Origin of the sequence: Dietzia sp. B44 (assembly GCF_014145245.1) — a bacterium.
GTDB lineage: Bacteria > Actinomycetota > Actinomycetes > Mycobacteriales > Mycobacteriaceae > Dietzia > Dietzia natronolimnaea.
In genome coordinates, this window is the sequence record NZ_JAALEF010000148.1 from 1 (window position 1) to 12,744 (window position 12,744).

At 69.3% G+C, this 12,744-nt stretch carries 14 protein-coding genes and 1 tRNA gene; 14 read left to right on the forward strand and 1 reads right to left on the reverse strand.

The window, feature by feature from the left end:
* From scpB to G6017_RS05840, 6 genes are all read left to right on the forward strand, one after another.
* Nucleotides 1–588 (forward strand): SMC-Scp complex subunit ScpB (gene scpB, locus G6017_RS05815; protein WP_182616392.1); only part of this gene is annotated, 588 nt, incomplete at its 5' end.
* A gap of 7 nt (nt 589–595) precedes the next feature.
* Nucleotides 596–1,354, forward strand: coding sequence for a pseudouridine synthase (locus G6017_RS05820; protein WP_182609316.1), 759 nt, complete (start codon nt 596–598; stop codon nt 1,352–1,354).
* Entirely contained in the window at nt 1,351–2,085 is a 735-nt protein-coding gene (gene cmk / locus G6017_RS05825) for a (d)CMP kinase (protein ID WP_095719360.1), read from the forward strand. The genes G6017_RS05820 and cmk overlap by 4 nt, the downstream gene beginning before the upstream one ends.
* The gene (der, locus tag G6017_RS05830; protein WP_095719359.1) at nt 2,082–3,539 is read left to right on the forward strand and encodes a ribosome biogenesis GTPase Der; all 1,458 of its coding nucleotides are present in this window, start codon (nt 2,082–2,084) and stop codon (nt 3,537–3,539) included. Before cmk ends, der begins: the two co-directional genes overlap by 4 nt.
* Nucleotides 3,540–3,610: 71 nt before the next feature.
* Nucleotides 3,611–3,684 (forward strand) — tRNA-Pro (locus G6017_RS05835).
* Nucleotides 3,685–3,806: 122 nt separating this feature from the next.
* A complete protein-coding gene (locus G6017_RS05840) occupies nt 3,807–4,898 on the forward strand; it encodes an ATP-binding protein (RefSeq protein WP_182609315.1) in 1,092 nt (363 codons plus the stop codon).
* Nucleotides 4,899–4,933: 35 nt separating this feature from the next.
* Here G6017_RS05840 and G6017_RS05845 read toward each other — a convergent pair whose 3' ends face one another.
* Nucleotides 4,934–5,137 carry a hypothetical protein gene (locus G6017_RS05845; protein ID WP_182616394.1) on the reverse strand — a complete coding sequence of 68 codons (204 nt, stop codon included), beginning with the start codon at nt 5,135–5,137 and terminating at the stop codon, nt 4,934–4,936.
* Between the two features lie 115 nt (nt 5,138–5,252).
* Here G6017_RS05845 and G6017_RS05850 point away from each other — a divergent pair, with 115 nt between their 5' ends.
* The 8 genes from G6017_RS05850 to G6017_RS05885 all read left to right on the forward strand — a co-directional run bounded on the left by G6017_RS05850 (nt 5,253) and on the right by G6017_RS05885 (nt 12,738).
* Nucleotides 5,253–6,401: a hypothetical protein gene (locus tag G6017_RS05850; RefSeq protein WP_182616396.1), complete on the forward strand. Its 1,149-nt coding sequence runs from the start codon at nt 5,253–5,255 to the stop codon at nt 6,399–6,401.
* Nucleotides 6,402–6,490: 89 nt separating this feature from the next.
* The gene (secA2, locus tag G6017_RS05855) at nt 6,491–8,788 is read left to right on the forward strand and encodes an accessory Sec system translocase SecA2 (protein ID WP_182616398.1); all 2,298 of its coding nucleotides are present in this window, start codon (nt 6,491–6,493) and stop codon (nt 8,786–8,788) included.
* Nucleotides 8,785–9,549 (forward strand): CDP-alcohol phosphatidyltransferase family protein, encoded by a 765-nt coding sequence (locus G6017_RS05860; RefSeq protein ID WP_095718995.1) that lies wholly within the window; start codon nt 8,785–8,787, stop codon nt 9,547–9,549. The genes secA2 and G6017_RS05860 overlap by 4 nt, the downstream gene beginning before the upstream one ends.
* 48 nt (nt 9,550–9,597) lie before the next feature.
* Nucleotides 9,598–10,002 (forward strand): glycine cleavage system protein GcvH, encoded by a 405-nt coding sequence (gene gcvH / locus G6017_RS05865; RefSeq protein ID WP_095718996.1) that lies wholly within the window; start codon nt 9,598–9,600, stop codon nt 10,000–10,002.
* Nucleotides 10,003–10,123: 121 nt separating this feature from the next.
* Complete coding sequence (gene odhI / locus G6017_RS05870) at nt 10,124–10,543, forward strand: oxoglutarate dehydrogenase inhibitor Odhl (protein WP_176475132.1); 420 nt, start codon at nt 10,124–10,126, stop codon at nt 10,541–10,543.
* Complete coding sequence (gene ftsR, locus G6017_RS05875; RefSeq protein ID WP_095718998.1) at nt 10,540–11,274, forward strand: transcriptional regulator FtsR; 735 nt, start codon at nt 10,540–10,542, stop codon at nt 11,272–11,274. The genes odhI and ftsR overlap by 4 nt, the downstream gene beginning before the upstream one ends.
* Nucleotides 11,275–11,343: 69 nt before the next feature.
* Nucleotides 11,344–11,844 (forward strand): bifunctional nuclease family protein, encoded by a 501-nt coding sequence (locus G6017_RS05880; RefSeq protein WP_095719041.1) that lies wholly within the window; start codon nt 11,344–11,346, stop codon nt 11,842–11,844.
* Nucleotides 11,845–12,096: 252 nt separating this feature from the next.
* A complete protein-coding gene (locus G6017_RS05885) occupies nt 12,097–12,738 on the forward strand; it encodes a MerR family transcriptional regulator (RefSeq protein WP_095718999.1) in 642 nt (213 codons plus the stop codon).
* The last annotated feature ends 6 nt before the right edge of the window (nt 12,739–12,744 follow it).

Sequence of the window (12,744 nt, forward strand, 5' to 3'; positions counted from 1 at the left end):
TTCGTGGACCAGCCGACCGCCGAGGGAGCCCTGGCGGCGGCGGCGGGCTCGACGCCCGCGGAGGTGGCGGCCGAGCTGCGGGCGTGGCGGGACGACCTCACGAGGGTGGGCAGCGGGATCGATCTGAGGCGGACCGACGAGGGGTGGCGCCTCTACACGCGTCGGGAGTTCGCGCCGTACGTGGAGCGCCTCCTCACCGACGGCACCCGGTCCACCCTCACCCGGGCGGCACTCGAGACCCTCGCAGTGATCGCCTACCGGCAACCCGTCACACGGTCGCGCGTGGCGGCCGTCCGCGGGGTCAACGTGGACGGCGTGATGCGGACCCTCGTGGCCCGCGGTCTGGCCGTGGAATGCGGCACCGATACGGACACCGGGGGCATCCTGTATAGGACCACGGAGCTATTTCTGGAAAGATTGGGGCTGACGTCGCTCGACGAGCTCCCGGACATCGCCCCGTTGCTGCCGGATGTCGACCTGGTCGACGAGATGAGCGACGATCCCGCGGAGGACCCGCGGATACCCCTGGGGCGGCGCAGAACCGCTGCGCCCGACCCCGCCCATGAACACCAGAACGAAGAGATGTGACGCACTCATGACTGAGTCCGCTGGCCGAGACGGCTCACCGGTCCGCCTCCAGAAGATCCTGGCACAGGCCGGGATCGCCTCCCGCAGGGCCTCGGAGGACCTCATCGCCCGAGGGCGGGTGGAGGTCAACGGGAAGATCGTGCGCGAGATGGGCGTCAAGGTCGATCCCACCACGGCGGTGATCCGCGTGGACGGCACCCGGATCGTCCTCGACGACGACCTAGTCTACCTGGCGCTGAACAAGCCCCGCGGGTACCACACCACCATGTCGGACGACATGGGCCGGCCCTGTGTGGGCGACCTGGTCGCCGACCGGGTCGACGCCGGACAGCGGCTCTTCCACGTGGGCCGCCTGGACGCCGACACCGAGGGGCTGCTGTTGGTGACGAACGACGGCGAGCTCTCGCACCGTCTGATGCACCCGTCCTACGAGGTGTCCAAGACCTACATGGCCACCGTGACGGGGGTCGTCGGCAAGGGCGTCGGCAAGAAGCTACGCGAGGGCATCGAGCTCGAGGACGGCCCGGCCAAGGTCGACCAGTTCGCGATCGTCGACGTCCACGAGGGACGCTCGCTGGTCAAGGTGGTGCTCCACGAGGGGCGTAAGCACATCGTCCGCCGGATCCTCGACGAGGTCGGGTATCCCGTCGAGTCGCTGGTGCGGATCCGCTTCGGCGCCGTCGCGCTGGGCGACCAGCGCGCGGGGAGTTTCCGGAAGCTCAACCGTAAAGAGGTCTCGGATCTCTACTCCGCGGTGGGCCTGTGAGCGCGCCGGCCGGACCCGCCGGCGTCCCGCGGCGACGGATCGCGATCGACGGTCCCGCCGGTACCGGCAAGTCGACGCTCGCCCGGACGCTCGCCGAGCGGCTCGGTGGGGCGTACCTCGACACCGGTGCGATGTACCGGGTGGCCACGCTGCAGGTTCTGCGCGCCGGGATCGACCCGGAGGACGCCGCCGCGGTGATCGCCACGTCCGCCGATCTGCCGATGGAGATCGGCACCGACGCGGGATCCGAGCGGATCCTCCTCGCCGGCGAGGACGTGAGCGACGAGATCCGCACCGCCCGTGTCACCGCGGGCGTCTCGGCGGTCTCCGCCGTCCCGGAGGTCCGGGCCAACCTGGTCGGGCTCCAGCGTCGCCTGGCCTCCGGAGGTGGCACGGTCGTCCTCGAGGGCCGCGACATCGGCACGGTGGTGCTCCCCGACGCCGAGGTGAAGGTCTATCTCACCGCGAGCCCGGAGATCCGGGCCCGGCGCCGGACCGAACAGGATCGCGCCGCCGGCCGTGACGCCGACTACGACGAGGTGCTGGCCGCGGTGATCGAGCGGGACCGCAAGGACTCCACCCGCGCCGCGAGCCCGCTCCGGCCGGCCGAGGACGCGATCGTCATCGACACCTCAGACCTCACCCTCGACGAGGTGCTCGACCGGTTGGTCGCACTCGCGGAGGGCGCCGACGCGTCGCACGGCGACGCCGCAGAAGGGAACACACAGTGAGCAGCAACGAGGACTTCGACCTCCCCACGGGTCCGGTCGAGGAGACCGTCGAGGACGCGTGGAACGACGACACGGACTGGGACGCCGTGGCCGAGGAGTGGGCCGACGAGATCGGCGCCGAGATCGACGGGGTGGAGATCCTGCCCACCGTCGCCATCGTGGGACGGCCCAATGTGGGCAAGTCCACGCTGGTCAACCGGATCATCGGTCGTCGCGAGGCCGTGGTGGAGGACGTCCCCGGGGTGACCCGGGACCGCGTCTCCTATGAAGCCCTGTGGAACGGCCGCACCTTCATGGTGCAGGACACCGGTGGGTGGGAGCAGGACGCCAAGGGCATGCACCGCTCCATCGCGCAGCAGGCCGAGATCGCCATGGGCACCGCCGACCTCATCGTCCTGGTGTGCGACGGGAACGTGGGCATCACCTCGGCGGACGAGACCGTGGCCAAGAGCCTGCGCCGCTCGGACACCCCCGTGATCCTGGCGGTCAACAAGGTCGACAGCGAGAAGGCCGAGCTGCAGTCGGCCGAGTTCTGGGGGCTGGGCCTCGACCAGCCCTACGCCATCTCCGCCGCACACGGCCGCGGCACCGCAGACCTGCTCGACGAGATCCTCCGCCGGCTGCCCTCCAAGGCCCGGATGCGTGAGACGACCGACGTGCCGCGGCGCGTGGCGCTGGTCGGCAAGCCCAACGTCGGCAAGTCGAGCCTGCTCAACAAGCTCACCGGCGAGGAGAGGTCGGTGGTCGACAACGTCGCGGGCACCACCGTCGACCCGGTGGACTCGCTCGTCGAGTTGGGCGGCAAGACCTGGCGCTTCGTGGACACCGCCGGTCTGCGGAGGAAGGTCAACCAGGCCTACGGGCACGAGTACTACGCCTCGCTCCGCACCCGTGGTGCCATCGAGGCCGCCGAGGTCGTGGTGCTGCTGCTGGACGCCTCCGAACCGATCACGGAACAGGACCTGCGGGTCATCTCCATGGTCGCCGATGCCGGTCGGGCGTTGGTGATCGCCTTCAACAAGTGGGACCTGGTGGACGAGGACCGCCGGTACGACCTGGACAAGGAGATCGACAGGGAGCTGTCCAAGATCCTCACGTGGGCGTACCGGGTGAACATCTCGGCCACCACGGGCCGTGCCCTGGCCAAGCTGGTGCCGGCGATGGAGGGCGCACTCGACTCCTGGGACAAGCGCATCCCCACCGGTCCCCTCAACACGTGGATGAGCGAGGTCGTGGCCGCCACCCCGCCGCCGATGCGGGGCGGGAAGCTCCCGCGGATCCGCTTCTGTACGCAGGCCACCACCCGGCCCCCCACGTTCGTGTTCTTCTCCACCGGATTCCTGGAGGCCGGCTACCGGCGGTTCCTGGAGCGGCGGCTGCGCGAGACCTTCGGCTTCGACGGCTCCCCGGTCCGGGTGAACGTGCGCGTCAAGGAGCGTCGACAGCGCAAGTGACCAGGCGATTGGAGCGCTTCCACAGGCGTGCGCTAGTCTGATCCAGTCGCCGCGCGAGACGCGGTGGCGGGCGGGCTGTGGCGCAGCTTGGTAGCGCACTTGACTGGGGGTCAAGGGGTCGCAGGTTCGAATCCTGTCAGCCCGACACAACACACGAGCAGGGCGGTCTTCCACGAGGGAGACCGCCCTGTCTCATTTCGCGCCTCGGGGCTACACGCCGGTGTTTAGATGGGATCTCCTCCACCAGAGCGCTCATGAGGGGTGACGATGACCGAGATCACGATCGGCAGCGCGGTGGGCGCTCCGGACGTCCCGGCCCGGCTCGACGCCAGTCGTTTCAACCGTCACACCTTCTGGTGCGGTCAGAGCGGCAGCGGGAAGACCTACGCGCTGGGGGTCGTGCTCGAACAGTTGCTCCTGCACACCGAACTCCCGATGGTCGTCCTGGACCCCAACGCCGACTTCGTCCGGCTACCCGAGTCGCGGGAGGACGCCGACCGGGCGGACTCGGCTCGATTGTCAGAGCTGGATATCCGGGTGTTCCGCTCGTCCGCCGGCGCGGGGGAGCGTCTGCACGCCCGGTATCTCGACCTGTCCCCGGCGTCCAAGGCCGCTCTGATGCAGCTTGACCCCATCGCGGACGCCGAGGAGTACAACGTCCTCCTGCACGCCGACGTCCGCGCGGAGCACTTCGACCCCACGACCGCGATAGACCGGATGCGAGCGTCGACCGACCCTGGGGAGGTTCGGCTGTCCTACCGGATGGAGAACCTCCAGGTGCTCGAATGGGATCTGTGGTCCCGAGGTGGGAACTCCGTCGTGGACGTCATCGACGAGCGCCCCCGCGCGACCGTGCTGGATCTCGGAGGCTTCCAACACCCGGCCGAATCCAAGGTCGCGGCGTTGGCCGTCCTGGAACACCTGTGGACGCGGCGCGAGGAGCGACGTCCGATCCTCGTCGTGATCGACGAGGCGCACAACATCTGCTCGCCGGACCCCCAGGACGATGTCGAGCGTGCGCTCACCCGCCAACTGGTCCAGATCGCCGCCGAGGGCCGCAAGTTCGGGCTGTGGTTGCTGCTGTCGACCCAGCGTCCGAACAAGATCCACCCGAACGTGCTCTCGCAGTGCGACAACCTTGGTCTGATGCGCGTCAACTCGCCCAGGGACCTCCTGGAGCTCGCGGAGGTGTTCGGGTTCGCCGGCGAAGACCAGATACGGCGATCCGCCTCGTTCGCACAGGGACAGGCGCTCTTCGCCGGGGGCTTCGTCTCCGAGCCGACGTACGTGCAGATGGGCCGCCGGATCACCGAGGAGTCGGGTGGGGACGTCCGGGTGCCACTACGCGACGACAGGTGAGGTGACGGCCTCTCCCGGGTTCACGGGCGCAGGCGTCACACCAGCGCCGCGAGTCGCCTCCTGCGACAGTTCTGGGTGACGATCCACGCGACGTCGCGGCTGTCCGTCGGGAAGTTGAGACCGTCGTCGACGGCATCGAGAACACTGGACGCGTTTCTCGGCATGATGCGCGGCGCCAACACCGGGAAGATGGTCGTACGGATCGCGCCCGAGCGGCGGTAGCACCCCACACGTGGCACGCCGACGGATCCGCGCTCAGGTCGAGCGGGACGGCATCCGATCCCCGGAGGGGGCATCATGGCAGCATGAAGTCCATCGGCGGTGACCGTGGGAGCGGGGGAGAGGTGCTCGGGTATGACCAGTCACGATCAGGACGGTGACGGCGAGGACGCCCGTGCCCGCCTGATCCGCCACGTCGACGACCTGTGCGCGGGCACGGCCTCCTCGGGACCCGGAGAACTCTCCGATCGGGCGGCCCTGTTGGTGGCCTGTGGCCTCGTCGAACCACGCATCGTCAGCGTGGTGCTCGCGAGACTCCATCGGAATCTCCCCTTCCCCACCGTCGGCGGCTTCCACCAGCTGCGTGTGATCGAGGAACAACGTCACGACCTCAGGCGTCTGGTGGGCACCCCGTTGCCGTCGGTCCTGAGGGTGGCGTTGCGCACCCGACTGGCCGACCTCGACCGGAGGTACGTCTCGCTACGCACCGGGTTCACCCGGGGCGCAGGTGTGTTCGCGTATCGGATCAAAGACATCCGCGCAGACCGCAGGCGCGGGGTCCACCTGGACCCGGAGGACCGGGGTCGACTCTTCGACGCCCTCGCCTCCACGCCGACGAGGGCACCGGTGCCGATGGTGCCCAGGACGATGGTCGAGTTGGGCACGGCCGCGGCCGCCTACGGGCAGCGCGAGATGGGGCGGGTGGTCCTGCCGCACCGCGTCCAGGCAGTGGTGGAGTCGTTGCCCTCGCTCCCACGGATCCGGGCGGACAACCGCCGACTCCCCGAGATGTACACCGCGATGCTCATGGAGGTCGGCGGTCTGTACGACCGACTCATCCGGGCCTACGTCCGCGGCGGGCGGTCGGTGGAGGAGATCCGGTTGCAGTTCGACGCGGAGACCGAGGTGGTGGGGCTCGCCGGAGACCTCTGCCGGCTGCGGGAGACGGCGGCGACGCCGGGTGTCCCGCCCGCGCGTGAGGGGTTCACCACCCTGACCGGTATGGGTGCGGCGATCGACGAGGTCTGGGCCGAGGTGGTCGAGCGGGCGGTCGCGTTCCGCGAACTGGTGGAGTCGGTGGAGACCCGCGCCGACGCCGCGGTGTCGGAGGCCGCGCGGCTCGACGACATCGCCCGCGAGCACGGTGTGAGGCCTCCGTCGACCGTGCACGCGCCCAGTCCCGCCGACCTCACGGCCGAGCACCTGGCCGCACGCGCCGGTGACCGGATGCTCTCCACCGAGGCCATGCGCAGGCTGCGCGGACAGATCGACCCTGAGCGCTGACGCGGAGACCAGCGGGGTGCGCCGCCGACCCCGTCAGCCCCTGCGTACGGTGGCATCAACTGTTCTGTAGACCGGGAAGGACTCCACGCGTGGGATTCGCCAACCGCTTCTGGAAGCTGATGGGCTCCACCCAGGGCCGGGACACCTCGCGCGCGCAGAGTGCGGTCGAGGCGTCCCACGGGTTCGACGACTGGGCCTCGGGGATGGACGACGCCGAGTTCGCGGACGCCGCCCACGATCTGCAGCTCTTCGGCGAGTCCCCCGAGGACCTCGCACGCTTCCTCGCTCTGGCCAGAGAGGCCGCGACGAGGGCCGTCGGACTGAGGCCGTTCGACGTCCAACTCCAGGGAGCTCTGAGGATGTTTGCGGGGGACGTGGTGGAGATGGCGACCGGAGAGGGCAAGACCCTCTCGGGTGCGGTCGCGGCGGCGGGTTACGCACTCCAGGGGCACACCGTCCACGTCATCTCGGTCAACGACTATCTCGCGGCCAGGGACGCGCGGTGGATGGGGCCGATGTTCGAGCTGCTGGGGCTGACGGTGGGTCACGTCACCGAGTCGTCGTCCCGCGAGGACCGTCGCGGCGCCTACTCCTGCGACATCACCTACGGGTCCGTCTCCGAGATCGGTTTCGACGTGCTGCGGGAGCAGCTGGTCACCGATCCCGCGGACCTCATCGCGCCCACGACCGACGTCGCTCTGGTCGACGAGGCCGACTCGGTCCTCGTCGACGAGGCGTTGGTCCCGCTGGTGCTCGCCGGGTCCACCTCCGGGGAGGCGCCCACGGGGGAGATCCTCTCCGCGGTCCGGAAACTGCGACCGGGCCGCCACTACGAGACCGACTCCGAACGGCGCAACATCTTCCTGACGGACGACGGCGCCGAGGCGATCGAAGGCGAACTGGGGATCGGTGACCTCTACGACGAGGAGCATGTCGCCACGACGCTGGTGCAGGTCAACGTCGCACTCCACGCGTGCTTCCTGCTGAGGCGGGACGTGGACTACATCGTCCGTGACGGGCGGGTCCAGCTGATCAACGCCTCGCGGGGTCGCGTCGCCGAACTGCAACGGTGGCCGGACGGGCTGCAGGCGGCCGTCGAGGCCAAGGAGGGGGTCGCCGTCTCCGAGGCCGGTCAGATCCTCGACAGCATCACGGTCCAGGCGTTCATCGGCCGATACGACCGCGTGTGCGGGATGACGGGAACGGCCCTCGCGGCCGGGGCGCAGCTGCGTGAGTTCTACTCCCTCGGGGTCTCCCAGATCGACCCGAACACCCCCTGCGTCCGGGTCGACGAGGCCGATCGAACGTATATCGACGTCGACAGCAAGACCCGCGCCGTCGTCGAGCACATCGCCGCCGTCCACTCGACCGGCCAGCCGGTGCTCGTGGGTACCCACGACGTCGCGGAGTCGGAGGAACTCGCCGCACGACTGTCCGAGAAGGGCGTGGAGTGCGTGGTGCTCAACGCCAAGAACGACGAGGAGGAGGCGGCCATCATCGCCGAGGCGGGGGACGTGGGCAACGTCACCGTCTCGACCCAGATGGCGGGCCGCGGCACGGACATCAGACTGGGTGGGTCCGACGAATCCCGCCGCGACGAGGTGGTCGAACTCGGCGGTCTGCACGTGGTGGGTACCGGGCGGCACCGGACGGAGAGGCTGGACAACCAGCTGCGGGGGCGCGCCGGGCGTCAGGGGGACCCCGGTAGCTCGGTGTTCTTCGCCGCGATGGACGATCCGGTCGTGACCTCGGCCCTGGAGCCCGAGAAGATCCCCACCTCGCACGACAGGATCAGCGGGCTGCTCAAGGGCAACCGAGGCCGGGACGCGGTCGACCACGCGCAGCGCGTCACCGAGGGGCAGATGCTCGCGATCCACTCCAACACCTGGCGGTACAGCAGACTGCTCGCCGAGCAACGCGCCATCCTCGCCGAGCGCCGGGCGGCCCTCCTGGTCACGGAGAAGGCGTTCGAGGAACTCACCGCGCACGATCCGGCGCGCAGTGCCGAACTCGTGGAGGCGCACGGCCGCAATGCCGTGGTGCAGGGGTGCCGGGACATCATGCTGTGGCATCTCGACCGGGGCTGGGCCCGTCACCTGGAGACGATGAACGACGTCCGCGAGTCCATCCACCTCAGGGCACTGGGTCGGGAGAACCCTCTCGACGAGTTCCACCGGATCGCGATCGACCACTTCAGAGACCTCGCCTCGGACGCCGTCCGGGAGTCGGAGACCACCTTCGCCGAGATCGAGTTCACCGATTCGGGGGTGGATCTCGTGGCCAACGCTATGGCGCGGCCCACCTCGACGTGGACCTACATGGTCCACGACAACCCGATGGCGGCGGGTGGCAACGTCTTCTCCGGGATGATGTCGACCTTCCGATGAGTGCGGCGCGGGAGGGACGGCGTGAGACCGATCTGAGGGAATGGCGGACCGGCGAGGGCAGGGTCCTCGGTGCGCGCATCCCGCAACCGCGCGACGGACACCTCTCCGCCGCGGTGCCACCCGGCCTCGGGTACGAACCGCCGCCGCGTGACCCCCGGGTCAGCGACAGGTTCTGGACGCTTCCCAATGTCATCTCGCTGGCGCGCATCGCCCTGATCCCGGTGCTCGTGGTGAGCATCCTGGTCTGGGACGACCCGCCCCTGGCGCTGTGGCTCCTCGGTGCGTTGGTCGTCTCCGACTGGCTCGACGGCAAGATCGCACGTCTGTGGAACATGCGATCCACCTGGGGCGAGCGTCTCGACCCCCTGGCCGACCGCATCCTGGTGGCCGCCGTGCCCGTGGCCTTCGCCGTCGCCGGGTACATCCCCGTCTGGGTCGTGGTGGTCCTCCTGGTCAGGGACGCGCTGCTGGTGGGGACCGTGCCGGTGTACCGCCGGAGAGGGATCGAACCGGAGGTCACCTACCTGGGCAAGGCCGCCACGTTCGCGCTGTTCTGGTCCCTCCCACTGCTTCTCGCCGGGTTCGCGGGGGTCCCCGGAGGGGAGGCGTTCCTGATCCTCGGTGAGGCGTGTCTGTACTGGGGTGTGGGCCTCTACTCGTGGAGCGGCGCGATCTACCTGTGGCAGGCCTGGAGGATCGCCCGCGCCGTGCCCCCGCGCCGTCCCGGATCTACTGCAGTGGAGCCGTCCGGCGGTGTGTAATGTCGCCAGTTGTACACGCCAAGTGAGCCACGCGAGAAGGGCACGTCAGTGAGTGACCAGAACATCCCCGACCAGCTCCGGTACACCGACGAGCACGAGTGGGTGGAGCGGGTGTCCGACACCCGAGTTCGCATCGGCATCACCGAGTACGCGCAGTCCAAGCTGGGTGACATCGTCTTCGTCCAGCTCCCGGACGTGGGCGGGGAGACGGAGTCGGGTGAACCGTTCGGCGAGGTCGAGTCGCCCAAGAGCGTCTCCGACCTGTACGCGCCGCTGAGCGGGAAGGTCGTCGAGGTCAACACCGCCCTCGAGACGTCGCCCGAGCTGGTCAACTCCGACCCGTACGGTGAGGGGTGGATCGTCGTCCTCGAGATCCCGGACGTCGACGATCTGGAGACGCAGCTCGAGCAGACGCTGGACTCGGACGGATACGCCAAGATCACGGAGGGCTGAGGGGTAGGGACCGCCCCCGGCCCCGCGGCCGGACGGTCCGACATAGAATCGCAGGCACCGCATGGTGAGCCCCACGCCCGGGCTCGGACGAGGAGAGACGAACGTGACCGAGAACAAGAACATGCCCGAGGCGACCGCCGAGACCACCTCGGTGTTCCGCGCGGAGCTTCTCAACGAGTCCGATCAGCAGGCGGCTCAGTCCGAGCCCGCCGTCACCGGTGTCGAGGGACTGCCCGAGGGGCAGGCGCTCCTGGTGGTCAAGCGAGGGCCCAACGCGGGCTCCCGTTTCCTCCTGGACCAGGCCACCACGTCGGCCGGCCGCCATCCGGACAGCGACATCTTCCTCGATGACGTCACGGTGAGTCGTCGCCACGCGGAGTTCCGGAGCGAGGGCGGTACGTTCAACGTCGTCGACGTCGGATCCCTGAACGGGACGTACGTCAACCGCGAACCCGTGGACTCCGCCTCGTTGTCGAACGGCGACGAGGTCCAGATCGGCAAGTTCCGCCTCGTCTTCCTGACGGGTACGCCCGGGCAGTGACAGCCGCCGGACACGGCGCCACCGAGGAGGGACACCTCTCCATCGGCGGCGTCATCGCACTCCTGAGTCCGGAGTTCCCGGACCTCACGGTGTCGAAGGTCCGGTTCCTCGAGAACGAAGGACTGGTCACCCCCGAGCGGACCGCCAGCGGGTACCGCCGGTTCAGCGTCGGGGATCGTGAACGGTTGCGCTATGTCCTCACGGCGCAGCGCGACCGGTATCTGCCCCTCAAGGTGATCCGTGAGGAGTTGGAGGCGCTCGACTCCGCGATCGCGGACGGGTCCACGACCGCCCTGCTCCCGCGGCCCGGCGGGGACGGTGTGCCGGGGTCGACCCCGGACGATTTCCGCAGCGACACCGTTCTGCGCCTCACCCGTGAGGACGTGGTCGAGCAGTCGGGGGTGGACGCGGAGCTCGTCGGTTCCCTCGTGGACGCCGGGCTCATCGTGGCCGGCCCCGGCGGATTCTTCGACCCGGAGGCGGTCCTGGTCGCGCGGACGGCGCACGACCTCGCCGGCCACGGCGTGGACGTCCGTCATCTGCGGGGCTTCCGGACGGCCGCCGACCGGCAGACGGGCCTCATCACCCAGATCGCCGGCCCGGTGGCACGGCAGGGCGACGCGGATGCACGGGATCGCGCCGCCGAGTTGGCCCGGGAGATCGCCGCGCTGTCGGTCGCTCTGCACTCCACGCTCGTCACCGTGGCCGTCCGGCACGCGCTGGAGTCCTGACGCACGCGCCCCGGGACGGATCGGGGCTAGGCTGGACCCGTGGGAGAGGCGGAGGACATGGGAAAGAACATGCGAGAGGTGAACGTCGTCGGCATCCGTTTCGAGGAGCCGGAGTACGCACCAGTACTGATCCTGCACGAGAAGGACGGGGGGCGGTACGTCCCGATCTGGATCGGAGCGTCCGAGGCCGCCGCGATCAGTCTCCAGCAGCAGGGCGTGCAGCCGGGCAGGCCGCTGACCCACGATCTCGTGGCGACGCTCCTCGAGACCTTCGCCCATCCACTCGAGCAGGTGGAGATCGTGGGGGTGTCCGAGGGGACGTTCATCGCGGAGCTCGTCTTCGAGGGCACGCGGGTCTCAGCCCGGCCGTCGGACGCCGTCGCCGTGGCACTGAGGACCTCGTCCCCGGTCCTGGTCAGCCGTGAGGTGCTCGACGAGGTCGGGATCTCGCTGGTGGAGCAGGGCGAGGAGGAGGTGGAGGCGTTCCGTGAGTTCCTCGACCAGGTGAGCCCGGATGACTTCCTCGGTGGTGGAGACGCTCCGCAGGAGCCCGGCGGCCCCACGTCCTGAGCGCTGCGACCAGGTATTTCCGTCTCCACAGGAGCCACTCCAGCACCAGTGCACAGGTCGCGGCCAGGTCTCAAGTTCAACTTGAGGTTGAGGTTTACCGCGTGTCCTATTGATCGCGGACCCTCGCGGGCCTAGCGTTGCTCCCAGTGAACTACACCGATGGTGTTCACGTGTTCAAGGATCCGGACTCGACAGAGTCCGGCACCGTGTCCCCGCGACAGCGGCGGCACCCCACAGCTTGAGGGAGCAATCGTGGCCGACCACACCCGGGATCCGGAGTCGTCCTCCACCGGTACGCACACGGAGGGTCTCTTCGGAGGCGACGTCGAGGCCACCCAGGCCACGTTCGACGAGGTGCAACCGGGACTGTTCCCCGACGACGGCATCCCGGACGGCACGAGCGGATACCGCGTGCCGATCGCCTGCCAGATCGCCGGCATCACCTACCGGCAACTCGACTACTGGGCCCGGACCGATCTGGTGGTGCCGTCGATCCGCAACGCCGCCGGGTCCGGCAGCCAGCGCCTGTACTCGTTCAAAGACATCCTCGTCCTCAAGATCGTCAAGCAACTGCTGGACACCGGGATCTCGCTGCAGAACATCCGGAAGGCCGTGGACCAGATCCGCTCCCGGGGAGTGAAGGACCTGGCCACCATCACCCTCTTCTCCGACGGCCGCACGGTGTTCGAGTGCACCTCGAAGGAGGAGGTCTTCGACCTCCTCCAGGGCGGACAGGGAGTCTTCGGTATCGGGATCGGTGGTGCGATGCGGGAGCTCGCCGGGTCGATCTCCGAGTTCCCCGCCGAGACCGTCTCCGCCGAGGACGTCATCGAGCCCCTCGAGGACGAGTTGGCGGCCCGTCGCCGCGCCCGCGCCTCGCGGCGTACGGGCTGATCGGAG

What these genes read in the sequence shown, in the direction of transcription:
- G6017_RS05820 (WP_182609316.1), top strand. Translation starts at nt 596, where the DNA reads ATGACTGAGTCCGCTGGCCGAGACGGCTCACCGGTCCGCCTCCAGAAG.
- G6017_RS05840 (WP_182609315.1), top strand. Translation starts at nt 3,807, where the DNA reads ATGACCGAGATCACGATCGGCAGCGCGGTGGGCGCTCCGGACGTCCCG.
- G6017_RS05850 (WP_182616396.1), top strand. Translation starts at nt 5,253, where the DNA reads ATGACCAGTCACGATCAGGACGGTGACGGCGAGGACGCCCGTGCCCGC.
- G6017_RS05860 (WP_095718995.1), top strand. Translation starts at nt 8,785, where the DNA reads ATGAGTGCGGCGCGGGAGGGACGGCGTGAGACCGATCTGAGGGAATGG.
- odhI (WP_176475132.1), top strand. Translation starts at nt 10,124, where the DNA reads ATGCCCGAGGCGACCGCCGAGACCACCTCGGTGTTCCGCGCGGAGCTT.
- G6017_RS05880 (WP_095719041.1), top strand. Translation starts at nt 11,344, where the DNA reads ATGCGAGAGGTGAACGTCGTCGGCATCCGTTTCGAGGAGCCGGAGTAC.